At 50.1% G+C, this 23,386-nt stretch carries 21 protein-coding genes; all 21 read left to right on the top strand.

Annotated features, from left to right (window positions below):
- Positions 1-127: 127 nt before the first annotated feature.
- A complete protein-coding gene (locus tag KQJ23_RS14445; protein WP_216479581.1) occupies positions 128-1,807 on the top strand; it encodes a ribonuclease J in 1,680 nt (559 codons plus the stop codon).
- Positions 1,808-2,014: 207 nt separating this feature from the next.
- Positions 2,015-2,782, top strand: coding sequence for a ClpP family protease (locus KQJ23_RS14440; protein ID WP_216479580.1), 768 nt, complete (start codon positions 2,015-2,017; stop codon positions 2,780-2,782).
- Positions 2,779-3,003: a YlzJ-like family protein gene (locus KQJ23_RS14435; protein WP_216479579.1), complete on the top strand. Its 225-nt coding sequence runs from the start codon at positions 2,779-2,781 to the stop codon at positions 3,001-3,003. The genes KQJ23_RS14440 and KQJ23_RS14435 overlap by 4 nt, the downstream gene beginning before the upstream one ends.
- A 71-nt stretch (positions 3,004-3,074) precedes the next feature.
- Positions 3,075-5,762 (top strand): FtsK/SpoIIIE family DNA translocase, encoded by a 2,688-nt coding sequence (locus KQJ23_RS14430; RefSeq protein WP_249529781.1) that lies wholly within the window; start codon positions 3,075-3,077, stop codon positions 5,760-5,762.
- A gap of 186 nt (positions 5,763-5,948) precedes the next feature.
- A complete protein-coding gene (sleB, locus tag KQJ23_RS14425) occupies positions 5,949-6,779 on the top strand; it encodes a spore cortex-lytic enzyme (RefSeq protein WP_216479578.1) in 831 nt (276 codons plus the stop codon).
- 127 nt (positions 6,780-6,906) lie between these two features.
- Positions 6,907-8,187 carry an EF-P 5-aminopentanol modification-associated protein YfmF gene (yfmF, locus tag KQJ23_RS14420; RefSeq protein ID WP_216479577.1) on the top strand — a complete coding sequence of 427 codons (1,281 nt, stop codon included), beginning with the start codon at positions 6,907-6,909 and terminating at the stop codon, positions 8,185-8,187.
- A 3-nt stretch (positions 8,188-8,190) separates the two neighbouring features.
- Positions 8,191-9,471, top strand: coding sequence for an EF-P 5-aminopentanol modification-associated protein YfmH (gene yfmH, locus KQJ23_RS14415; RefSeq protein ID WP_216479576.1), 1,281 nt, complete (start codon positions 8,191-8,193; stop codon positions 9,469-9,471).
- A 1-nt stretch (position 9,472) separates the two neighbouring features.
- Positions 9,473-10,240, top strand: coding sequence for an elongation factor P 5-aminopentanone reductase (gene ymfI, locus KQJ23_RS14410; RefSeq protein WP_216479575.1), 768 nt, complete (start codon positions 9,473-9,475; stop codon positions 10,238-10,240).
- Between the two features lie 137 nt (positions 10,241-10,377).
- Entirely contained in the window at positions 10,378-10,632 is a 255-nt protein-coding gene (locus tag KQJ23_RS14405; RefSeq protein ID WP_216479574.1) for a DUF3243 domain-containing protein, read from the top strand.
- Between the two features lie 210 nt (positions 10,633-10,842).
- Positions 10,843-11,610: a DUF3388 domain-containing protein gene (locus KQJ23_RS14400; RefSeq protein ID WP_216479573.1), complete on the top strand. Its 768-nt coding sequence runs from the start codon at positions 10,843-10,845 to the stop codon at positions 11,608-11,610.
- A gap of 210 nt (positions 11,611-11,820) precedes the next feature.
- Entirely contained in the window at positions 11,821-12,813 is a 993-nt protein-coding gene (locus KQJ23_RS14395; RefSeq protein ID WP_430522304.1) for a RodZ domain-containing protein, read from the top strand.
- 42 nt (positions 12,814-12,855) lie between these two features.
- Positions 12,856-13,347, top strand: coding sequence for a YajQ family cyclic di-GMP-binding protein (locus KQJ23_RS14390; RefSeq protein WP_216479571.1), 492 nt, complete (start codon positions 12,856-12,858; stop codon positions 13,345-13,347).
- Between the two features lie 122 nt (positions 13,348-13,469).
- Positions 13,470-14,798: a 30S ribosomal protein S12 methylthiotransferase RimO gene (rimO, locus tag KQJ23_RS14385; protein WP_216479570.1), complete on the top strand. Its 1,329-nt coding sequence runs from the start codon at positions 13,470-13,472 to the stop codon at positions 14,796-14,798.
- Positions 14,795-15,388: a CDP-diacylglycerol--glycerol-3-phosphate 3-phosphatidyltransferase gene (gene pgsA / locus KQJ23_RS14380; protein ID WP_216479569.1), complete on the top strand. Its 594-nt coding sequence runs from the start codon at positions 14,795-14,797 to the stop codon at positions 15,386-15,388. The genes rimO and pgsA overlap by 4 nt, the downstream gene beginning before the upstream one ends.
- A 12-nt stretch (positions 15,389-15,400) precedes the next feature.
- Positions 15,401-16,666, top strand: coding sequence for a competence/damage-inducible protein A (locus tag KQJ23_RS14375; RefSeq protein WP_216479568.1), 1,266 nt, complete (start codon positions 15,401-15,403; stop codon positions 16,664-16,666).
- A 298-nt stretch (positions 16,667-16,964) separates the two neighbouring features.
- Positions 16,965-18,026: a recombinase RecA gene (gene recA, locus KQJ23_RS14370; protein WP_216479567.1), complete on the top strand. Its 1,062-nt coding sequence runs from the start codon at positions 16,965-16,967 to the stop codon at positions 18,024-18,026.
- A 166-nt stretch (positions 18,027-18,192) separates the two neighbouring features.
- Positions 18,193-19,086, top strand: coding sequence for a regulatory protein RecX (locus KQJ23_RS14365; RefSeq protein WP_216479566.1), 894 nt, complete (start codon positions 18,193-18,195; stop codon positions 19,084-19,086).
- A gap of 248 nt (positions 19,087-19,334) precedes the next feature.
- Entirely contained in the window at positions 19,335-20,876 is a 1,542-nt protein-coding gene (rny, locus tag KQJ23_RS14360; protein ID WP_044478432.1) for a ribonuclease Y, read from the top strand.
- Positions 20,877-20,977: 101 nt separating this feature from the next.
- Positions 20,978-21,772, top strand: coding sequence for a TIGR00282 family metallophosphoesterase (locus KQJ23_RS14355; RefSeq protein ID WP_216479688.1), 795 nt, complete (start codon positions 20,978-20,980; stop codon positions 21,770-21,772).
- 106 nt (positions 21,773-21,878) lie between these two features.
- Positions 21,879-22,139 (top strand): stage V sporulation protein S, encoded by a 261-nt coding sequence (locus KQJ23_RS14350; protein WP_006286829.1) that lies wholly within the window; start codon positions 21,879-21,881, stop codon positions 22,137-22,139.
- 116 nt (positions 22,140-22,255) lie between these two features.
- Entirely contained in the window at positions 22,256-23,200 is a 945-nt protein-coding gene (locus KQJ23_RS14345; protein ID WP_216479565.1) for a dipeptidase, read from the top strand.
- Positions 23,201-23,386: the final 186 nt, after the last annotated feature.

Raw genomic sequence — 23,386 nt, 5'->3', positions numbered from 1 at the left:
ATAATGGTTTCAAGTGACTGGGTGCGGTGTATTTTTATTTTGAAAAAATTAACTAGCTTTGCACTGAACGGGTGCATTTCCATTTACAATTTACTTTCGTCCAACATAATAGGAGGGTTAGATTCACTTGTCCAAAAAAATGAATAATGATAAATTAATGATCTTTGCGCTGGGCGGCGTTGCCGAGATCGGAAAGAACATGTATGTGGTGCAGTACGGCAATGACATCGTGGTCATTGATGCCGGACTCAAATTTCCGGAAGAGGACATGCTGGGCATTGACATTGTCATTCCGGATATCACCTACTTGACGGAGAACCGTGACAAGGTAAGAGGTATCTTGCTGACGCATGGTCATGAGGACCACATTGGCGGTCTGCCTTATGTGCTTAAGAACTTGAATGTGCCGGTCTATGGCACCAAGCTGACGTTAGGGCTTGTTGAGAACAAGCTGAAGGAAGCGGGGCTGCTTGGCGAGACGAAGCGTGTTCTGATTCATGCCGATTCCGAGGTTCAGCTCGGGACCACAATGAAAGCCACATTCTTCAAGACAAACCATAGTATTCCGGATTCCGTCGGAGTGTGCATTGAGACGCCTGAAGGAAATGTTGTTCATACCGGTGACTTTAAATTTGATCATACACCAGTCAATGATCAATTCGCGGATTTGCACCGTATGGGTGAAATCGGCAAGAAGGGTGTTCTCGCCCTTTTATCGGATAGTACCAATGCTGAGAAGCCAGGCTTTACGCCTTCCGAGAAAAATGTAGGCATCGTGCTGAATGATATTTTCCGTAAAGCAGATCAGCGGGTGGTGGTTGCGACCTTTGCATCGAATGTGCATCGCGTTCAACAAGTCATTGATGCTGCATATGCTACCGGGCGCAAAGTGACGATTATTGGCCGCAGCATGGTTAACGTTGTTACCATTGCTTCCGAGCTTGGTTATTTGAATGTTCCGGACGGTATCTTGATCGAACCGGAAGAGGTTAATAAAATGGCTGCTGATCGTGTAGTTATTCTGTGCACGGGAAGCCAGGGCGAGCCGATGTCCGCATTGACGCGGATGGCGCGTTCGACTCATCGCAAGGTTGATATTCTGCCTGGCGATACCGTCATTATTGCTGCAACGCCTGTACCGGGCAATGAGAAGTATATCGGTCGTACCATTGATGAGTTATTCCGGCTTGGTGCGGATGTAATCTATAGCGGTTCTAATTCCGGTGTCCATGTGTCCGGACACGGAAGCCAGGAAGAATTGAAGCTGATGTTGAACCTGATGCGGCCGAAATTCTTTATCCCGATTCACGGGGAATACCGGATGCTGCGCAGACATGCTCTGCTTGGCGAATCGGTCGGCGTAGACCCCGACAATATTTTCCTGGTCGATATCGGAGATGTGGTGGAGATTGAAGGCGGGGAAGCCCGCAAGGCCGGTAAAGTTCCGGCGGGCAACGTTCTGATCGACGGCCTTGGTGTCGGCGATGTCGGCAATATTGTCCTTCGCGACCGCAAGCTTCTGTCCCAGGATGGAATCCTTGTGGTAGTCGTTACGCTGAGCAAGCAGGACGGCACAATTGTGTCGGGTCCGGATATTATTTCTCGCGGATTTGTCTATGTTCGGGAATCGGAAGGTCTGCTTGATGAGGCGAACCGGATCGTATCCAGCACACTTGAGAAGCTGATGAACGAAAATGTGAATGAATGGGCTTCGCTCAAGACGAGCGTGAAGGATGCGCTTGGACGCTTCCTGTATGACCAGACACGCCGCAGACCGATGATTCTTCCGATCATCATGGAAGTATAGAACCATTTATATATAAGAGCTAAGGCACACAGTCGCCTCTTCTCCCAGCCGGTTATTTGGACGGTTTCCTCTGGGAGAGGAGGCTTTTTTGCGCAGGGAATTGCGAGACCTTTTGGAATAGAGGCAGGTGGAAGGGCGGCATACTAACTCATGTCATTGCTGCTGTTTACATTTTAAGCCTTGCAGGCCGGAAGGAAGTGTTCAATCATGGACGAGAAAAATCACTCCTCTCTAACGATGCAGGAGACCGAGGCTCCGGCAGTAAGTCCGGATTCCGACAAAAAGTCAGGTGTGGTGGAGACGATTCAACAATTGGGACAGACCGCTGTTCCGGTTCCCGGTGAATCCAATGTATACTGCTTGACCATTATCGGGCAGATCGAAGGTCATTTGGTGCTGCCCCCGCAGAACAAAACGACCAAGTACGAGCATGTCATTCCCCAGCTTGTCGCGGCCGAACAGAACCCGAGGATTGAGGGTCTGATGATTATTCTGAATACGGTAGGCGGTGATGTGGAGGCCGGGCTGGCAATAGCGGAGATGATCGCTTCGCTTTCCAAGCCTACGGTTACTGTCGTCATTGGCGGCGGGCATAGTATCGGTGTTCCGATTGCTGTTGCCTCGGATTATTCCTTGATCGCGGAAAGCGCAACAATGACGATCCATCCGATTCGGATGACAGGTCTGGTCATCGGGGTGCCTCAGACGTTCGAATATATTGAGAAGATGCAGGAACGGGTCGTCCGTTTTGTTACGACACACTCTCATATCTCCGAACAGATGTTCAAGGAACTGATGTTCAAAACCGGGGAGTTGAATCGGGATATCGGCACGGCCGTCGGCGGAAATGATGCCGTCAAGCATGGGTTGATTGATGCAATTGGGGGAATTGGCGAAGGGCTTAAGAAGCTGAACAGCTTGATTGAACTGACTCGGCCAGCCAGGCAGGGAGTGGAAGGAGCGATCACGCAATGAGCCATTACACCATTTTGCCGGAGGAGGCTTATTGGGAACAAGCGGAGACAGCCGGGTTGTACAATGAAATTGAATTGGGCGGCGTATGGATGCAAGTACGAATGGAGCCCGGAAATCGGGCGACGATAATTCGTCTGCTGCGCTGCAGCCTTGATGATTATCTGAATCCCGCTTATGCGCCCGGCAAGCAAATTGCTTTTATTCCCACCTTGCTTGAGTAAATTAGAGGAAGAAGGACGTATGGTACCCTCCGGTGATTATGGTATAATATTCATCTGGGGGGTGTTCCTGTTTGGCACGCAAACGGAAGAAGAAAAAGACAGCTATAGCAAGTATGCTCAAATATGAAATTTATGGAATCATCCTGATCACGCTATCGATTATTGCCTTGTCGGGAGAAGCAGCGGTTGGCAGGACATTGTCAAAAATGTCCGCACTCATGCTCGGCAAGTTTTATTTTGTGATTCCATTAGTAGGGATATATATCGGACTAGCCGTGATGATTGGCAGGAAGTGGCCATCGAAATGGACGGCAAGGCGAAGCGGACTGTTGCTGGCGACCCTTGCCTTTGCTCTGATGAGCACCGTATCGGCGATGGGGCAGAAGCTGGCTCCTGTCGGTTCTTTAAGCTTTTCGAATATTATGGGTCAGATTCATCGGGATTTGCAGGGAGCCTTGTTCTCGCCTGTCTCAAGTGATTCTGGATTTAGCCTGCTTCAATTAAATATAAGCGGCGGATACATAGGCGGATTGGAGTTTGCCTTGCTCTACTCCTTGTTCGGGCTGGCGGGAGCCCGGCTGATCATGATTGTCATGCTGGCAATCAGCTTTATGCTTGTCACCGGACTCTCTTATGTTGAACTTGGAAAAATACTGCGCGGCAAGGTGGGAGGTCTGGGACAGCAATTCGGCAAGAAGCTTCGCATGCTGCGGCCGGTTCCGGTAAAGGGAGCAGACAAGCCTGTACGTAAAGCAGCCGCTAAAAAACCGGCAATTGAAGAAACTCCGATTCCCGGGTCGATGGAAGAGGAAGCAGAGGCGCCTTCTGTTCGTCATCCGCGCAACAAACCGGTGTTTTTCCAATTATTCGGCTTTAAGGGAGAGCGAGAGAAGGAAGATACTGTGTCTGTAGAGCAACCGGCTAATGAAGCCCCTCCTGAAGAGGACATGGCCTCGGTCAGCGGGATTAACTGGAACGAGCTGGATTATCAAGGCGGCGGCGCGGTCTCTGAGCCTGCAACATCTTCGGATACCGGCCCGATTATTCGGGACTTCTTCGAGCATATTCGTCAGGAAAGCTGGCGCCCTGAAGAGGACCAGGACGGAGAGGAACTCTCTGGTCCGGAGGGATCGGTTGGAGCAGAAGGCATGGACGGTACTGAAGTCGTACAGAAGTTTCAAGATAGTGAGAGCATTAATCATTATGAGAATGCGGAGCATTTGAGTCCGATGGGAGCTTCAGGAGAGCATGGGGAGCTGCAACCGGAGGGGATTGCAGGGAATCCGGAGAGCGTTGGTGCGGAAGCACCTCCAGCCCCGCCTAAGCCGGCTCCCAAGCCGTACAAGCTTCCTTCCTTCCGGTTGCTGTCGAGACCTTCCGGGGCCGGCAAATCAGGCGATCAGGCCGATTATATGCAGACGGCTCGTAAGCTGGAAGCGACATTGGAGAGCTTCGGTGTGCGTGCGCGTGTGCTGGAGGTCGTAAGAGGCCCTGCGGTAACGAGGTATGAGATCCAGCCGGATATCGGTGTCAAGGTTAGCCGCATTGTGAATTTGACCGATGATATTGCCCTTGCGCTGGCAGCGAAGGATATCCGGATGGAGGCGCCGATTCCGGGCAAATCGGCGATCGGTATTGAGGTTCCGAACTCTGAAGTATCCGTGGTTACTATGCGGGAAGTGATGGAGACTTCGACCTTCACCGAGGCGGAGTCCAAGCTGTCGATCGCCTTTGGCCGCGACATCTCTGGCCAGACGATTGTCGGCAACCTGGCAAAGATGCCTCATTTGCTCGTAGCGGGAGCAACGGGCTCCGGTAAATCGGTCTGTATTAACGGAATTATCACAAGCATTCTGTATAAGGCCAAGCCCGATGAAGTGAAATTCATGATGGTGGACCCGAAAATGGTCGAGTTGAACGTCTACAACGGCATTCCGCATTTGCTTACGCCGGTTGTGACCGATCCGCGCAGGGCGTCGCTGGCGCTCAAGAAGATTGTTGTGGAGATGGAGAAGCGCTATGAGCTTTTCTCCAAATCAGGAGCGCGCAACATCGAAGGCTATAACCAGATGATGAAGGAAAATCCTGAGGCGGTGCTTCCTTATATTGTCGTCATTGTAGACGAGCTTGCCGACCTGATGATGGTTGCCGCTCATGACGTGGAGGATGCCATTGCCCGTCTGGCACAAATGGCCCGGGCGGCGGGAATCCATCTGATTATCGCCACGCAGCGGCCTTCGGTGGATGTCATTACCGGTGTGATCAAGGCGAATATTCCGTCCCGGATCGCATTCGGCGTATCCTCGCAGGTGGACTCGCGGACCATTCTTGATATGGCAGGAGCCGAGAAGCTGCTCGGACGCGGCGATATGCTCTATATGCCGATGGGGGCTTCGAAGCCGATTCGGGTACAGGGTGCTTTTATGAGCGATCAGGAGGTCGAGACGATCGTTAACTTTGTAAGGGATCAAGGCCAGGCCGAGTATGACGAGAGTCTGGTTCCAGAGGTCGAAGAGGAATCAGGCGGTCAGGAGGAGGTGCTGGACGAGCTCTATGATCAGGCTGTCCAGATTGTCCTTGAAGCCAAGCAAGCCTCTGTCTCGCTCCTGCAGCGGAGAATGCGGGTAGGTTACACCCGGGCAGCGCGGCTCATCGATTCGATGGAGGCCAGAGGCGTGGTTGGTCCGTATGAAGGCAGCAAGCCGAGAGAGGTTCTGATGACGATGGACCAGTATCGGATGAATAAAATGACTTCCTGATGGAAGCTCGCTAGCGGGCCGCATCGAGCGCAGAGCAATCTGCGGGCGATGCGGCTTTTTGCGCTCCGTGCATATCAAGGCTCTGTCACGATAGCGATTCTATGTGCATAGGAACCGGCAGGGGTTGTCATAATAAGGTCAATCCATGATGTCAATTCCACAATAGAAGGGTAGAGCGATAGCGAGATGAAAAACATCAAGGTATGGATTACCGCAGGAATAGCGCTGTTGTTGTTCGGTATCGTATACGGAAACAGTCAGCTAAGGCATGAAGATAAGAATTCGGAGCAGCCGAAGCAAGCTGTTGAGGTGTTCAGTAATCAAGTGATTGAATACGGGGCATTTGGAAGCGATGTCTATGAGCTTCAGGGCAGATTGAAGTTTTTAGGCTTTTACTATGGTAAACTGGACAGCTCTTTTGGGCCCAAGACGAGAGATTCCTTGAAATGGTTCCAATCCGAATTCGGGCTGAAGGTTGATGGGTACGCAGGGCCGAAGACCAAGCTGAAGCTATATAATGCCACCAAGCAATGGCAGCCGGGAATGGAGCATGCTTCGGGCAACCAGAGCGGCAATCAGAGCGGCCAAGGTTCGAATTCTTCCGGCAACCAGAACCAGGGGGGAAGCTCAGAGGCACTGGCTCCATCGAACAGCTTGGGACTGTCGGAAAATGATCTGAAGATCATGTCTAACGCGGTCTACGGAGAGGCGCGCGGAGAACCATTTGAAGGACAGGTAGCTGTGGCCGCGGTCATTCTGAATCGGGTCAAGTCCCCCAGCTTTCCCAATACGGTATCAGGCGTTATTTTTCAGCCAAGAGCATTCACAGCCGTAGCTGACGGCCAGATATGGCTTGAGCCGAATGAGACGGCACGCAAAGCGGTTCAGCAGGCACTCAATGGATGGGATCCCTCCGGAGGCTGTTTGTATTATTTTAATCCTGAGACAGCAACATCAAAATGGATCTGGTCGCGACCACAGGTCAAAACGATCGGCAAGCATATTTTCTGCATGTAAATGTACTCTTTGAACAGAAGCAGCCGCCCGTCTCTAGGTTGCTTCTTTCCTTTGAATTGGTATAGAATGGAACTGAATTTTATGAGAGAAGTGATCTGCACAATCTCTTGAAAAGGGGTTTTGAGCTTTGAACAAAACGTTATTCGAACGCGGTAGTGTAGGCAATATGAATATTCATGTCCTGCCGACTAACCGGTTCAAGACATTTGCCGTGTCTTTGTATGCGGGCATTCCGTTGGATAGCAAGACCGTAACCTCTACGGCCCTTACGCCGTTCGTGCTTCGGAGAGGGACTGCCTCCTATCCGGAGACGCTGCAGTTTCGGGAGCAGTTAGAGCATCTGTACGGCGCGGGGTTTGGATTTGATGTGTATAAACGGGGCAATTATCAGATCGTGCAGTTCCGGATGGATACGATTAATGATTCCTTTGTGCACAGTGAAGCGCCGCTGCTGGCCCAAACCTTCAATTTTCTTGGCGAGGTCGTAACCAAACCGGCTTTGGAGGAAGGCGCCTTCCGCGAGAATTATGTTGCCGCTGAGCGCGAAAATGTGCGCAAGAAGCTGGAAGCGATTATTAATGACAAGATTCGTTATGCGGCGGAGCGCTGCATTGAGGAAATGTTCCAGGGCGATCCGTACCGGCTCCATCCGTTAGGAGAACGCAGCGATCTGGATCGCATTACAGCCAGCTCGCTTTACCAGGCTTATCAAAACTGGCTTCAGGAAGCCAGACTGGACCTGTACGTCGTTGGAGATACCACGCTTGCTGAAGTACAGGAGCTGGTCAGCAGCTCGTTCGTATTGAATCGGGCTGCTTCTCATAGCTATGCCCATGAACAAGTCGAGCCTGTGGTTAAAGAGGTGCGGACAGTTAGCGAGCAGCTGGATGTGAATCAGGGCAAGCTGAATCTGGGTCTGCGCACGCCGATTACCTATGGGGATGACCGCTATGCTTCGGCTCTTTTATACAGTGGAATACTCGGAAGCTATCCGCACTCGAAGCTGTTTATCAATGTGCGTGAGAAGGAGAGCCTTGCGTATTACGCCGCTTCCCGCTATGACGGACACAAGGGCCTATTGACGATTCAATCGGGGATTGAAATCGCCAATTATGAGAAGGCACTGCAGATCATTCAGGCTCAATTATCCGATATGCGCTCGGGAGTAATCAGCGAGTTGGAAATGAGTCAGACCAAGGCGATGCTTCGGAATAGTCTGCTTGAAATGAAGGACTCGGCTTTCGAGATGATCGCTTATGACTTTAACCGGGTGCTCTCAGGCAAGGATCGTCCGGTCGATGAGCTGCTCAGTCAGGTTGAGCGTGTTACTCCGGAGGATGTGGTACAGGCGGCACAAACCTTTGAATTGGATACGATCTATTTCTTGACGGGAAAGAAGGAGGGGTAGCCTGTGGAAGCCATTCGATATGATTCTTTGCAGGAGACACTGTACCGGGAGACACTGGATAATGGGCTTCAGGTGTATGTATTGCCAAAGCCGGGATTTCAGAAGATATACGCGACGTTCTCAACCAAGTACGGCTCTATTGACAATCATTTCAAAGTAGCAGGGCAAGAGGAAATTGAGGTTCCTGACGGAATTGCTCATTTTCTTGAGCATAAAATGTTCGAGGAGCCGGAGGGAGATATTTTCGCCAAGTTCGCTTCCCAAGGCGCTTCGGCCAATGCATTTACCAGCTTCGATCAGACGGTCTATCTCTTCTCGGCGACCGAAAAGATTAAGGAAAATTTGGAGACACTGATCAACTTTGTTCAGAATCCCTATTTTACGGATCAGAACGTGGATAAGGAGAAAGGAATTATCGGACAGGAAATCGGCATGTACCGCGACAATCCGGATTGGCGGGTTTATTTCGGATTGATTGAGGCCATGTATGCCGTGCATCCGGTTCGAATCGATATTGCGGGCACGGTGGAGTCTATTTCCACGATTACGAAAGAAACACTGTACACTTGTTACAATGCTTTTTATCATCCAAGCAATATGCTGCTGTTCATTGTAGGCGGGGTTGATGCTGAACAGGTATTTGCTTGGGTCAGAGAAAACCAGGAGAAGAAGAATTATCAGCCGCAAGGCGACATAGAGCGCATATTCCAAAACGAGCCGAAGGAGGTTCATGAGAAGCGCAGAACGTCAAAGCTTCCGGTGTCACTTCCCAAATGCTTGTTTGGATTTAAAGAGACACAGGTTGGCTACAGCGGGGCTGAATTACTGCGTCGTGATCTGGCCACGAAGCTGGCGCTGGATCTGCTGCTAGGGGCAAGCTCCAAGCTCTACCAGAAGCTGTATGACGAAGAACTGATCTCGGACAGCTTCTCCCATGAATTCAACAGCAATCCCCGGTATGCGTTCTCGGCTATTGGCGGAGATACCAAGGATCCGGAGCGGCTATTGGAGGTCATTACGGAGGAGATCAAGACCATCGTGCAGAGCGGCTTCCGTGAAGAGGATTTCGAGCGTACGCGGAAGAAGAAAATCGGGGGCTTCCTTCGGATGTTGAATTCTCCCGAAAATATTGCTCACGAATTCACCCGTTATCGGTTCCGCGGCGGGGATATGTTTGAGGTGCTTCCGATTTATGAATCGCTTACCCTGGAGGAAGTCAATACCCGTCTGCGTGAGCATATTGATTGGGAACAGCTGGCTGTCTCCATGGTGGTGAGTCCTTAATATGACCGGAGGCCATGGGGAGGAGAAAAATATCAAGGACATGACCGTACTGGTGACCGGAGCGAGCAGGGGGATCGGAGCGCAGATTGCGCTTCGGTTTGCTTCCGTCGGTATGAACGTGGTCATTCATTACATGAATTCTCATGAAGCGGCTAACGAGATCGCCAGAAGCTGTATTGAGCTGGGGGCGAAGGTGTATACCGTGTCGGCGGATCTCCGCTCTAAAGAGCAAATTGACCGGATGAAGGAAAAGCTGGAGGGTCATGGGCTGAGACCGGATATTCTGGTGAATAATGCGGGGATATCGCATTATGGACTGCTGTCCGATACGGATGAAGAACAGTGGGATAATGTCATGGCCGTCAATCTGAAGGGGGTCTATTTGTGTACTCAGACCTTCATGCCTTATATGATCGCCCAACGCTTCGGGCGAATCATTAATGTTTCCTCGGTATGGGGAATCACGGGCGGCTCTTGCGAGGTGGTCTACTCCGCCGCAAAAGGCGGAGTCAACGCCTTTACCAAGGCCTTGGCCAAGGAACTGGCTCCATCGGGAGTGACGGTGAACGCTGTCGCGCCCGGTGCGGTCCGAACCGATATGATGGACCGGTTCGATCCGGAAGAACTTAGGCAATTGGAGGAGGAAATTCCGGCTGGAAGGCTGGCTTCACCCGAGGAGATCTCTTCGCTCGTCTATTTCTTGGCCTTGCCCGAGTCCGGATATATTACAGGACAGATTATCAGCCCGAACGGGGGCTGGATGACTTAGTACATCCGAGGCATGTGAAGGTTCAATTCCTGAAATCACCTTTAGCATCAGACGCATAAGCACTGCTTTAAAATCACATATTACAACTGTTGATCTTTAATGATTTTAAATCGCCAACCCATAAGGAGGATTTAATCATGTCAACAGTACTCAAAAATTTTGATACCTGGAAGAAGTTTCTCGGTGACCGTATCAAGCATGCGGAGAAAATCGGGATGAGCGAAGAGGCGATTGCCAACCTCGCTTACGAAATCGGCGGCTTTCTGGATGAGAAGGTCGATCCTCAGAATGAGGCGAACCGGACACTGAAGGCAATATGGGATGTAGGCGATGAAGAGGAACGCAAGACGATCGCTCGTCTCATGGTGAAGCTGTCCAAGCAAAGCAGCTAGCCAGGAAAAGCTCCCTTTCAGGGGGCTTTTCGCCCATTTCAGAGGGCGGCTTGCCTTTCAATTCTATTTTATATATCATAAGACACGTATCAAATACTCAGACTGTACATGCTTTGTTCAAGATTGATCAGGTAATTTTGCGGGTATGCAGGAAAATAGACTGGAATTGTCGAATGTTGGTAGCTAGGAACTAAAGAAGGTGCTTGGTAGATGGATATAAAGCAATGGTATCTGGAGTACAGAATACATAAGAATCGTCCCGGACTGCTGGGAGATATCGCTTCAACTCTCGGTATGCTCGAGGTCAATATATTAACCATTAACGGCGTGGAAGGACAGACTCGCGGATTACTGCTGGAAAGTGATGATGATGAGAAGATCGGTCTGATTGACAAGATGCTCAGAAATGTTGACAGCATTACGGTTACGGCGCTCCGCCCTCCGCGTCTCGTCGACTTGCTTGCAGTGCGTCATGGCCGGTATATCGTTCGGGATTCAGATGACAAGAAGACTTTTCGGTTCACCAGAGATGAGCTGGGATTGCTCGTCGACTTTTTGGGTGAATTAATGAAGAGAGAAGGACATCAGGTGATCGGCTTGCGGGGGATGCCTCGGGTTGGTAAGACAGAGTCGATCATTGCAGGAAGCGTCTGCGCGATGAAGCGCTGGACCTTTGTCTCTTCGACGCTGCTCAGACAGACCGTCCGAAGTCAATTGTCCGACGATGAGATGCATGATCAGAATGTATTTATTATTGATGGAATAGTCAGTACAATCCGTTCGAATGAAAAGCACTATCAGTTATTGCAGGATATTATGAAGATGCCCTCTACAATTGTCATTGAACATCCGGATGTGTTCGTGAAGGAGACGGAATATTCATATGATGATCTGGATATTATTATCGAACTTCGTAACAATCCGGATGAGCTAATCGTATATGATACGTTTACGACAATGTACACGGATGATGTATAAGCGAGTTCAAAAGTCAGCTTTTCAGCACCGAGAAGGTTGTGAGAACCTGAAGAAAGAGGAACGGAGTGTAGGCAAACCCTACATGAGTACCGGACTTCGAAGGTGAACGCAAGATTCGATGTCGAATCAACCGCTTGAAGTACTTCGTGATCAAAAGAGGACTCTTATAGGTTGTGGGGCCGCAGCGAGTCAATTAATTAACAGGAGGTGATGGTAGTGTCTGATCTGGGCCAAAAACTTAAAGAAGCCCGCTTAGCCAGAGGAATGACTCTGGATGATGTTCAAGAATTGACCAAAATACGTACAAGATACCTGGAAGCCATCGAAGCAGGAGATTATAAAGTGTTGCCGGGCAGTTTTTATGTTCGGGCCTTTATTAAAACCTATGCCGAAGCGGTCGGCATCGATCCCGACGAATTACTGACAGAGCATAGGCAGCATGTGCCGGACCCAGCTCCCGAGCCTACCATGGAGCCGGTTCTGCAGAAGCGCAGGAGCACACGTGCAGCGGAACGGAACTCAAAATGGCTGTCAACGACACTCATGTGGTCGTTCGCCGTGCTCATTTTGGTTGTTATATATATGTATTTCTCCGTCTGGGGCAAGTCGGACGAGATTGCTAACAATGATCAACCTGATCCGACCCGGGTTACGAATAACAGCGAGGTTGGAAGCGGGAATTCCGGAAATGGGGCTAATAACGACACAAACAGCAATCCAGGTAATAATGCAGGTACAGATACTCCGGTTGATCCTGGCGACACAGGCACAGATAACGCGGGTTCCAGCAACAACCAGGGAGGGAATAACTCCACCGAGCAGGGAAGCATTATTGTTGCTCAAGATGGGAAAGAGGGCAGCACAACTAAATTTATCGTTCAGGCGCCTGCGAATGCACAGGTTCCCGTCGTAATTACGGCGAGCGGAAGAAGCTGGGTGGAAGTGCGCAAAGGGGACAAATCAGGGGAAAAGCTGTTCTATGACACCATGGAAAGCGGAGACGTTCTTAATTACGATCTTGGCGCCGAGGGCTTGTTCATCAAGTCGGGGGCTTCTCCAAATACGGTGATTACGGTGGCCGAACAAGTTGTGGAGGATGGTAAGACCACTTCAAGAATTCAGTTGAATCTGGGCGAAGTACCGGATTCTGAGGGAAATGAAGAAAACGGTGCTAATTCTACTACGAATACTACAGGCGAGTAAGCGTCTGGATTCAATATATGTTATGGAAAGGCGGTTGGACAAATGGCTTCCGAAAGCTCATTTGATATTGTCTCGAAAATGGATATGCAGGAGCTCACGAATGCGATTGACCAAACAGAACGGGAAATTGCGAGTCGGTTTGATTTCAAAAACAGCAAGAGCGAGCTTAAAGTGGAGAAGGACGTGCTTGTTATCGTCTCGGACGATGAATACAAGCTGAATGCGGTGGTCGATATTTTGCAATCCAAGATGATCAAGCGGGGACTGCCGATCAAAAATCTGGATTATGGCAAGGTGGAGCCGGCTTCTCTGGGAACCGTGCGTCAGCGGATTCAGTTGAAGCAAGGAATTGATCAGGAAAATGCGAAGAAAATCAACATCCTGATTCGGGATTCCAAGCTGAAGGTCAAGAGCCAGATTCAAGGGGACCAGATCCGGGTGACCGGCAAGAGCCGCGATGATCTGCAGCAAATTATCCAGCTGCTTCGCAAGGCCGATTTGACGGTCGATTTGCAATTTACAAATTTGAAATAGCAGGATTGTTCTGTCTCGTGCAGCACCGAAAGGGATGCGCGGGACTTTTTCATGTTTTTGACACGGTTGCTGCGGAAATATTATACTTAATTAGGTTTTTTAATTTATGGGGGATAATCACTATGACAGAAAAAGTGAAGATCGTTACACTTGGCTGCGAGAAAAATCTGGTTGACTCCGAAATTATGTCTGGTTTGATTGATGCCCGCGGCTATTCATTGGTTGAACGTGAAGAGGATGCCACCGTTATTATCGTCAATACCTGCGGTTTTATCGATGCTGCGAAGGAAGAATCGGTTAATACGATTCTAGATCTTGCGGAGCTCAAGGAGACCGGCAGATTGAAGGCGCTAATCGTCTCCGGTTGCTTGACTCAGCGGTATAAGCAGGAGTTAATGGAGGAAATGCCGGAGATTGACGGAATTGTAGGAACCGGTGATTTCCATTATATTAATCAAATCGTGGATGAAGCATTAAAGGGGAAGAGACCTGTTTTTGTCGGGAATCCGGTGTTTAATTATGAAGAGAAGCTTCCGCGGAAGCTCACTACTGCAAGCTATACAACCTATATAAAAATAGCTGAGGGCTGTGATAACAACTGCACCTTCTGCAGTATTCCGATCATGCGCGGCAAATTCCGCAGCCGATCCATGGATTCGATTCTGGAGGAAGCGGAGCTTCTAGCTGGACAAGGTGTGAAGGAGATCAGTTTGATCGCTCAGGATTCCACTAATTATGGTACGGATCTTTACGGTGAGTATAAGCTAGCCGAGCTTCTGCATAAGGTCAGCCAGGTGGAGGGGATTCATTGGGTAAGGCTTCACTATGCGTATCCCGGATTTTTCACCGATGAATTGATCGATGAAATCGCTAATAACCCGAGAGTATGCAAATATATCGATATGCCGCTTCAGCATAGTGAAGATGCCGTACTGAAGCGGATGCGCCGTCCGGGCCGGAACCGGGATATCCGGGAATTGATCGCCAGAATCCGGGACAGAATACCGGGTGTGTCATTGCGAACCTCGTTGATTGTAGGTTTTCCCGGTGAGACGGAGGAAGAGTTTGCAGCTCTCTGCGACTTCGTCCGGGAGGTTAAGTTTGACCGGTTAGGGGTATTTACATATTCCAAGGAAGAGGATACGCCGGCTTCCCGGCTTCCGAATCAGTTGGATGAGGATGTGAAGGAATGGCGGGCCAATACTTTGATGGAGGTTCAACGTCAGGTAGCGGACGAGACCAGTAGAAAATATATCGGGCAGGTGCTGGATGTGCTTCTGGAACAATATGATGGACGCAGCGACGTATATATCGGTCGCTCTCAATATGATGCTCCTGAGATCGACGGGGAGGTCTATGTAACGCGCCCCGGCTCAGAGATCGGGGACATTGTCAAGGTTCGCATCACTCATGCCTATGAATATGATCTTTCCGGGGAGGGAGTCCTGTGAACCTGCCAAATCGGATTACGCTAGCCCGGATCTTTATGATTCCGCTGATGCTGGTCTTTTTATTGGTTGATATTGATACTGCCTGGTGGTCTTTTGCGATTGAGATCGGAGATTACTCGCTGCCTTTGAACCAGTTGATTGCAGCCTTGATCTTTATTATTGCCGCAAGCACTGACGGGATTGACGGATATATTGCGCGCAAGCATAACCTGGTGACCAATCTCGGCAAGCTGCTTGACCCCCTTGCTGACAAGCTTCTTGTGGCTTCGGTACTGATCGCACTGACGGCCATGGGCAAATGTGATGCATGGATCTCTATCGTGATTATAGCGAGGGAGTTTGCAGTAACAGGCTTGCGGGAGGTTGCCCTTCTGGAGGGCTCGGTCATTGCTGCCAGCAATTGGGGTAAGGCCAAGACAATTACCCAGATTGTCGCAATCTCGGCTCTGCTGCTGAACAATTTCCCGTTTGTGTGGCTGAATATTCCGTTTGATGTGATCCTGATCTGGCTTGCCGCGCTGATCACGATCTACTCGGGGATCGATTATTTCGTGAAGAACAAGTCTGTACTGAACTTTTCGAAAATGTAAGGAGACTTTCATATGAAGGCTGAACTGATTGCTGTAGGGACCGAGCTATTGCTCGGACAAATTGTAAATAGTAATGCCCAGTATCTATCCCGGGAGCTTGCTTCACTCGGGATAGATGTTTATTTCCAGACCGTGGTGGGGGATAATCTGTCCCGACTATCCGAGGCGATTGAGACTGCGGCGAAACGGGCGGATATTCTATTGTTCACAGGCGGCCTTGGACCAACACAGGACGATCTGACGAAAGACGCTTTGGCGGCTGTGCTGGGACGCGGTTTGCACATTGACCGGGTGGCTATGGATAATGTAGAGAAGTTCTTTCAAGGGCGCAAGGTACCCATGACAGAGAACAACCGCCGTCAGGCGCTCGTGATTGACGGAGCTACTCCGCTTGCCAATGAGACCGGACTTGCGGTTGGCAACGCGATTGCCCATGACAGCAAGTTTTATATTTTGCTGCCCGGTCCGCCGTCGGAATTGAAGCCGATGTTCGAGCATCAGGCGAAGCCTTGGATTCTCCAGCATGTGTTAACGGAGGAACGGGCCCTGTACTCCAAGATGCTGAAATTTGCTGGGATTGGTGAATCCGGCCTGGAGACAAGACTGCTTGATCTGATTGAGCAGCAAACTGATCCGACCTTGGCTCCCTATGCGAAGGAGAGCGAGGTAACGATCCGCTTATCGACCAAAGCGGCCTCGGAAGTGGAAGCGTTGGAGCGGCTTGAGGGTCTGGAGTCGGAAATTGCCCGGCGCCTGCCGGAGCATCTGTACGCGACTGAGGACGTTCCGATTGAGAAGACAATCGTTGATCTGATGACAGAGCAGGGACTTACGGTCAGTGCGGCAGAGAGCTGCACCGGCGGGCTGCTGATGCAGACGATTACCAGTATTCCTGGCAGCGCTACGGTGTTCCTCGGGGGGATCGTGTGTTATTCCAATGCGATGAAGGAGAAGCTGCTGAATGTCCCTCATGACCTGCTGGAAGGCGAGCATGCTCCGGGAGCCGTTAGCGCGGAGACCGCCAAGGTGCTTGCGGAACAGGTTCGCATGATTGTGGATACGGATTTCGGGCTCTCTGTCACCGGCGTGGCCGGCCCGGCCTATTCAGAGCGCAAGCCTGTCGGACTCGTATATATCGGCATCTCCAGAAGAGATGGGGATACCGAGGTGCTGGAGCTTAATCTGAAGGGGAACAGAGACACGATCCGGCTTCGGTCTGCGAAGACTGTGCTGTACCATCTATGGAGACGGCTGAAATCGGAGCAGCAAAAGGGGTAGCATAGATGCAGGGGCATCCCGCGATAATGCCCTATCCATTGCCAATCGGCGAAGGTTCGGGTTATACTAAATGTACGGAAGAACCGTAGCGAACTGTTTCAGTAGCGCTGCGGTTCTTTTTTTGTGATTAGCGGATTTTGAATTTCTTAGCGGGAGGAGGTGCTGGAGGCAGGGGAATAAAATTGCGAATGTATGTTCGAAAAAATGCTTGGCAAACTTATCAAAACAAGGTACAATTAAGTACGTAAGAAACAAATGATATCGTGTTTTACCTATCATATTGAAGGATGTGAGCTGATTGTCAGATCGTCGTGCTGCGCTGGATATGGCGCTTCGTCAAATAGAAAAACAATTCGGAAAAGGTTCAATCATGAAGCTTGGAGAGTCCACGCATATGCAAGTGGAGGTTGTGCCGAGCGGATCGATTGCTCTAGATATTGCACTTGGGATCGGAGGATTTCCTCGCGGTCGGATTATTGAAGTATACGGACCGGAATCCTCCGGTAAGACTACAGTTGCCTTGCATGCCATTGCAGAGGTTCAGAAGGCTGGAGGACAAGCTGCCTTCATCGATGCAGAGCATGCGCTGGACCCGCTCTATTCCAGCAAGTTAGGCGTGAATATTGATGAGCTTCTGCTGTCCCAGCCGGATACTGGTGAGCAGGCGTTGGAAATCGCAGAAGCACTTGTGCGGAGCGGCGCTGTGGATATCATCGTTATTGACTCCGTTGCGGCCCTTGTACCGAAGGCTGAGATCGAAGGCGAAATGGGGGATTCCCATGTAGGCTTGCAGGCGCGCCTGATGTCTCAAGCACTGCGCAAGCTGTCCGGTGCCATCAGCAAGTCGAAGACGATTGCTATCTTCATCAACCAATTGCGCGAGAAGGTTGGTATTATGTTCGGTAATCCGGAGACAACGCCGGGCGGACGGGCGTTGAAGTTCTATTCTTCGGTTCGTCTGGATGTGCGTCGTATTGAGACGATCAAGATGGGCAATGACATGGTCGGCAACCGTACGAGAGTCAAGGTTGTAAAGAACAAGGTAGCACCTCCGTTCAAGCAAGCGGAGATCGATATTATGTATGGTGAGGGAATCTCCAAGGAAGGAAGCATTATCGATATCGGGGTTGAGATGGATATCGTAGATAAATCCGGGGCATGGTATTCCTTCTCGGGAGAGCGCCTTGGCCAAGGACGTGAGAATGCGAAGCAGTATCTGAAGGAGCATACGGAGATTTCCAATACGATTGAACAAAAGATTCGTGAAGCTAGCAATTTAACCACTTCGGTGACCCCTGCCTCGGCCAGTGAGCTGGAGGAGGAAGCGCAGGAAGAACAAGCGCTGTTTGATGAAGAATAATTCATAGTTCGAGTGCAAAACGTCAGCTTTTCAGCACCGCGTGATCAAAAGATGACTTTTTGAACAACCTCTTATAGTAACATATCGTTTATTCTGGCGCTCTGGAGCGGGGGATGCTCCCCCGGACAGAGCGCTTTAGCATGTTCAGGACTGGAGATGATGACTCATGAAAGGAAACGGAGAACCAAGTGAACGCGATTACCGCGATGCGAGGAGTAGAGGCGGATCGGAGCGGGCGCAGGATGTTGTTGACATATCCGATGAAGATTTTTGGGATACAGGCAGAGCGCTAAGCACGAACAAGGCCCGGAAGCATTCCGATACTTTTAATGATTCTTCTTCTGATTCTTCCTCCATTCAGGAATCTGCGAAGGGGATTGATGCGTTCCCTGCAGACGGAGAGCTGATCATTACATCGGTAAGTCTTTTGAAGCGGCCGAAGCACCGCTACCGGATCTCCTTCGGTACATATGCATTAGAGATTCATGAAGATGTAATGATTAAATATCGGATGATGAAAGGCTCTGGCTTTACCCGTGAAGAGCTGGAGGAAATCGTCCTGGCTGATGAACGGCAACGGGCATACACCGATGCCTTGACTGCGCTGAGCCGCAAGATGAGGACCTCTTATGAAATCGGGATGCGGCTGGAGGAAAAAGGCTGGGGCAAAGATATTGCCGAGGAGGTCCTGAGACGCCTTCGGGAGGAGAAGCTGATTGACGATGCTGTATACGCACAGGAATGGGCCCAGCAGCGTGTTAGTAGCCGGGGCAAGGGGAAAATGTGGGTAAGACATGAACTTCGTCAGAAAGGCGTCGAGAAGCCGCTAATCGAGGAAGCGCTCGGGATGGTCAGTGAGGAAGAGGAACGGAATAGCGCTCATGAGCTGGCTTTGAAGAAATGGCGGTCATCCACAGGAGAACTCCAGGATCGAAAACGAAAAACAGGCGCTTTTTTAATGCGCCGCGGTTATTCAGGATCACTTGTCTCGCGGGTGCTCCGCAATATCATCGAACAGGAAGGATTAAACAGCGCAGATGACGAAGAATGGGAGGAATAATCCGCCAGAAGCGGACAAGTGCTGTCATTTACTTGACAATTTCTTTTGACAAATAATAAAATGAACATGAATCTACTTTAAATGGAGTCTTTTTTCCTTCCAAATTAATGACTCCGTGAAGGATTCAATTTGTCAGTCATGAAGGCAGTGCAGCCTTTAATGAATTTTTGTAATAATGATGAATGTGAAAATTACAACTGCAAGCATCCCAGGGAATGCCTTGGAGGAAACAGCGGGGAGGTGAACAGATGCATGAGGGAATCTGGATCGCTCTCGTTGCCGCCGCTTTATTCTTTGGGTTCGGGATCGGATATTTTATTCGCAAATCTCTTGCAGAAGCTAAAATTTCCAGTGCGGAAACTGCTGCCGCTCAGATTGTAGAAAATGCGAAGAAGGAAGCAGAAGCGCTGAAAAAGGAAACGGTTCTTGAAGCTAAGGACGAAGTCCATAAGCTGAGAAACGAAGCTGATAAAGACATTCGTGAACGTCGGAATGAAATTCAACGACAAGAAAGACGATTGTTGCAAAAGGAAGAGTCGCTGGATAAAAAATTGGAATCGCTGGAACGTAAAGAAGAGCAAGTAGCCGGCAAAGAGAAGCGGATCGAAGAGACACAGCAGCAGATCGACTTGATTTACAAGAGTCAAGTTCAAGAGCTTGAACGAATTTCGAATTTGAGCATGGAGGATGCCCGCACCATTATTCTCAACAATGTGGAGCAGGAAGTTCGCCATGAGACAGCCCAAATGATCAAGGACATTGAACAGCAAGCGAAAGAGGAAGCGGATAAGAAATCCCGTGAAATCATTGCGTTGGCCATCCAGCGCTGCGCAGCTGACCATGTAGCTGAGACAACCGTCTCGGTAGTAACCTTGCCGAATGAAGAGATGAAGGGCCGGATTATCGGACGTGAAGGCCGTAATATCCGTGCACTGGAGACACTGACCGGTATTGACCTCATTATTGATGATACACCGGAAGCAGTTATTCTTTCGGGCTTTGATCCAATCCGCCGGGAGATTGCCCGTACCGCACTGGAGAAGCTGGTGGCGGACGGACGTATTCACCCTGCGCGGATCGAAGAAATGGTTGATAAGTCCCGGCGCGAGGTGGATGAACGGATTCGGGAATACGGCGAACAGGCTACCTTCGAGGTGGGTGTTCATGCGCTGCATCCGGATCTGATCAAGATTTTGGGACGACTCAAATTTCGGACAAGCTATGGACAAAACGTGCTGAAGCATTCCATGGAGGTAGCATATCTGGCTGGCCTGATGGCCGGAGAGCTGGGCGAGGATATTACGCTTGCCAAGCGGGCCGGGTTGCTGCATGACATTGGTAAGGCGCTTGATCATGAAGTGGAAGGATCTCATGTCGAAATCGGCGTAGAATTAGCTAAGAAGTATAAAGAACATCCGGTGGTCATCAACAGTATCGCTTCCCACCATGGTGATTGCGAAGCGACCTCTGTGATCGCCATGCTCGTCGGTGCAGCTGACGCATTGTCGGCCGCAAGACCGGGAGCACGCCGCGAGACGCTGGAGACGTATATTCGCCGTTTGGAGAAGCTCGAGGAAATTTCCGAATCATTCGAGGGTGTCGAGAAATCGTTCGCGATCCAAGCAGGTCGCGAGGTGCGCGTAATGGTGCAGCCTGAGAAGATTGATGATGCGGAAGCATTCCGTCTGGCAAGAGACATTACGAAGACGATTGAAAATGAACTGGATTATCCGGGGCATATCAAGGTTACCGTAATCCGTGAGACACGGGCGGTTGAATACGCGAAGTAAAGGACATGCTGAAAAGTGGCCCCCCGCGGGGCCGCTTTTTCACGTCTAATAGAACTTCAAGCAGCCAGCTTCTGCAGGCTAGCCAGTGAGGAGGAGACAATATCAAAGTACTGTTTATTGGAGACATTGTAGGTAATACAGGACGAAAGGCATTAAAGGCAACCTTGCCGCATCTGAAATCGAAATATAATCCTCATATCATTATTGCAAATGGTGAGAATGCCGCATCAGGAAGAGGGATTACGGCCAAGATTGCCCGCGAGTTTTTTGAGATGGGTATTCATGGACTGACGATGGGCAACCATACCTGGGATAACAAAGAGATTTTTGATTTTATTGATGATGAACCACGTATGGTTCGTCCGGCCAATTTTCCGGAAGGCACACCAGGCACAGGCCATACGATTATCCGTGCCGGAGGCAAGGAGCTTGCCTTGATTAACCTGATGGGACGGACGTTCCTGCCGGCCATTGATGACCCGTTCCGTGCGGCGGATGAGCTCGTCTCGGCATTATCCAAGAAGCATAAATGCATTCTTGTAGACTTTCATGCCGAAGCGACCTCGGAGAAAATCGCCATGGGCTGGCACCTGGACGGTCGGGCATCTCTGGTCGTGGGTACGCATACCCATGTGCAAAGCAATGACGACACGATTCTTCCGCAAGGAACGGCGTATTTGACCGATGCTGGAATGGTGGGTTCTCGGGAAGGGATTTTAGGCATGGAGAGAACGGCCGTGCTGCGTAAATTCACAACTCAATTGCCGGTCCGCTTTCAGGTCTGCGAGGGAAAATGGCAGTTCCACGGATGTGTAGTGGATATTGACGAAGCGACCGGGCATGCCCGGAAGCTGGAGAAGATTCGATTGATGGAAGATGAGTGGATCATGGAATAAACGGGTAAACCCTCCATACAGGAAAAAGCAGGAATTATTTGAGCGCTCCCGAATATGTTTCTAATAGTGGGATCGAGCAAACCATTTTTCCCAGGAGGTAGTTGCCATGGAAGTATTAAAAGTTTCAGCAAAATCCAATCCCAACTCCGTAGCCGGTGCGCTTGCTGGCGTCTTGAGAGAGCGCGGCGCAGCTGAACTGCAAGCTATTGGGGCGGGGGCTCTGAACCAAGCGATTAAAGCGGTAGCGATTGCCCGGGGATTTGTGGCGCCGAGCGGTGTCGATCTGATCTGTATTCCGGCATTTACGGATATCGTCATTGATGGGGAAGACCGCACAGCGATTAAGCTGATCGTAGAACCGAGATAAGCAGCAGCGAAGTCTATATAGGATAATGAAGCCTGTTTACGATCATGTAGACAGGTTTTTTTGCATTCTTTCAGGACAAACGGGGTATACAGTAATGTAAAATGGAGGGATTTGACATGGCACGGAGAATGATAGATTTGCATTGTGATGCATTAAGCAAGCTTCAGCTCAACCGGGAGCTCCATTTTTTCGATGATGAGCGGCTGGATGTGAATGTGAAGCGAATGCTTCAAGGCGGAGTCGGGGTGCAGTGCTTTGCCATCTATCTGTCGGAGAAGCTGGGCAAGCCGCAAATGGGTCATATTCTGGATCAATTGGACCTGTACGCCTCAGAGATTGTTGCGCAAGGAATCATGCCGATCAGAACGGCTCAAGAGCTGGAAGAGGCCGAGAGACAGGGCAGAATAGGAGCACTGTTATCCATCGAAGGGGCGGACGGACTGGAGGGCAATCTGCATTATGTAAAAGTCTGCTATGAACGGGGGGTGCGCTTGCTGGGACTCACCTGGAATTACGCCAACTGGGCTGCCGACGGCATTCTTGAACCAAGAGGGGGAGGGCTGACTCCGGCGGGAAGAGAGCTTGTCCGCCTCTGTCAACGCCTTGGCATCATTCTGGATGTCTCGCATTTATCGGTAAAAGGATTCTGGGAGCTTGCGAGTATGGCTGAGGCTGCCGGAACGCCGCTGATTGCTTCCCATTCCAATGCGTATACGGTATGCCCTCATTCCCGCAACCTGCAGGATGATCAGATTCGCGCGCTTGTCTCGCTGGATGGGAGGATCGGTATCACCTTTGTCCCCTGGTTTGTGAAGCAGACAAAGACCGTTGAGCGAATGGATATTTTACCGCATCTGGATCATGTGTGTGCCTTGGGCGGAGAGAAGCATATTATGTTTGGATCTGATTTCGATGGAATTGATCAGCATGTTAGGGGATTGGAGCATGCGGGTAAATATGAGGAGTGGGCCGATCTGTTGTTAAAATATTATCCGGAGGAGCTTGTGACAGGCTGGTTATCCGGGAATGCAAGAGCTTTTTTGATGCGCTGGCTTCCCTGAAAATAAGAAAGCGCTTTAATTCATCCAATCATGATATGGATATCATCGAAAACTACTATATGTAATAGGGTAGAAAACGCTTGCTTTTTGTCTGATTCAGACATAAAATTGACATGACTCTGAAACAGAATGTTCACATTTGTCTCGATTTAAATAATATTTTTCATAGGTTGGACGTTCTGTCAG

It is taken from the genome of Paenibacillus brevis (assembly GCF_018919145.1).
GTDB classification, from domain to species: domain Bacteria; phylum Bacillota; class Bacilli; order Paenibacillales; family Paenibacillaceae; genus Fontibacillus; species Fontibacillus brevis.
The sequence above is the reverse complement of the archived record's forward strand: the minus strand, read 5'-3'. Positions and strand labels throughout refer to the sequence as shown.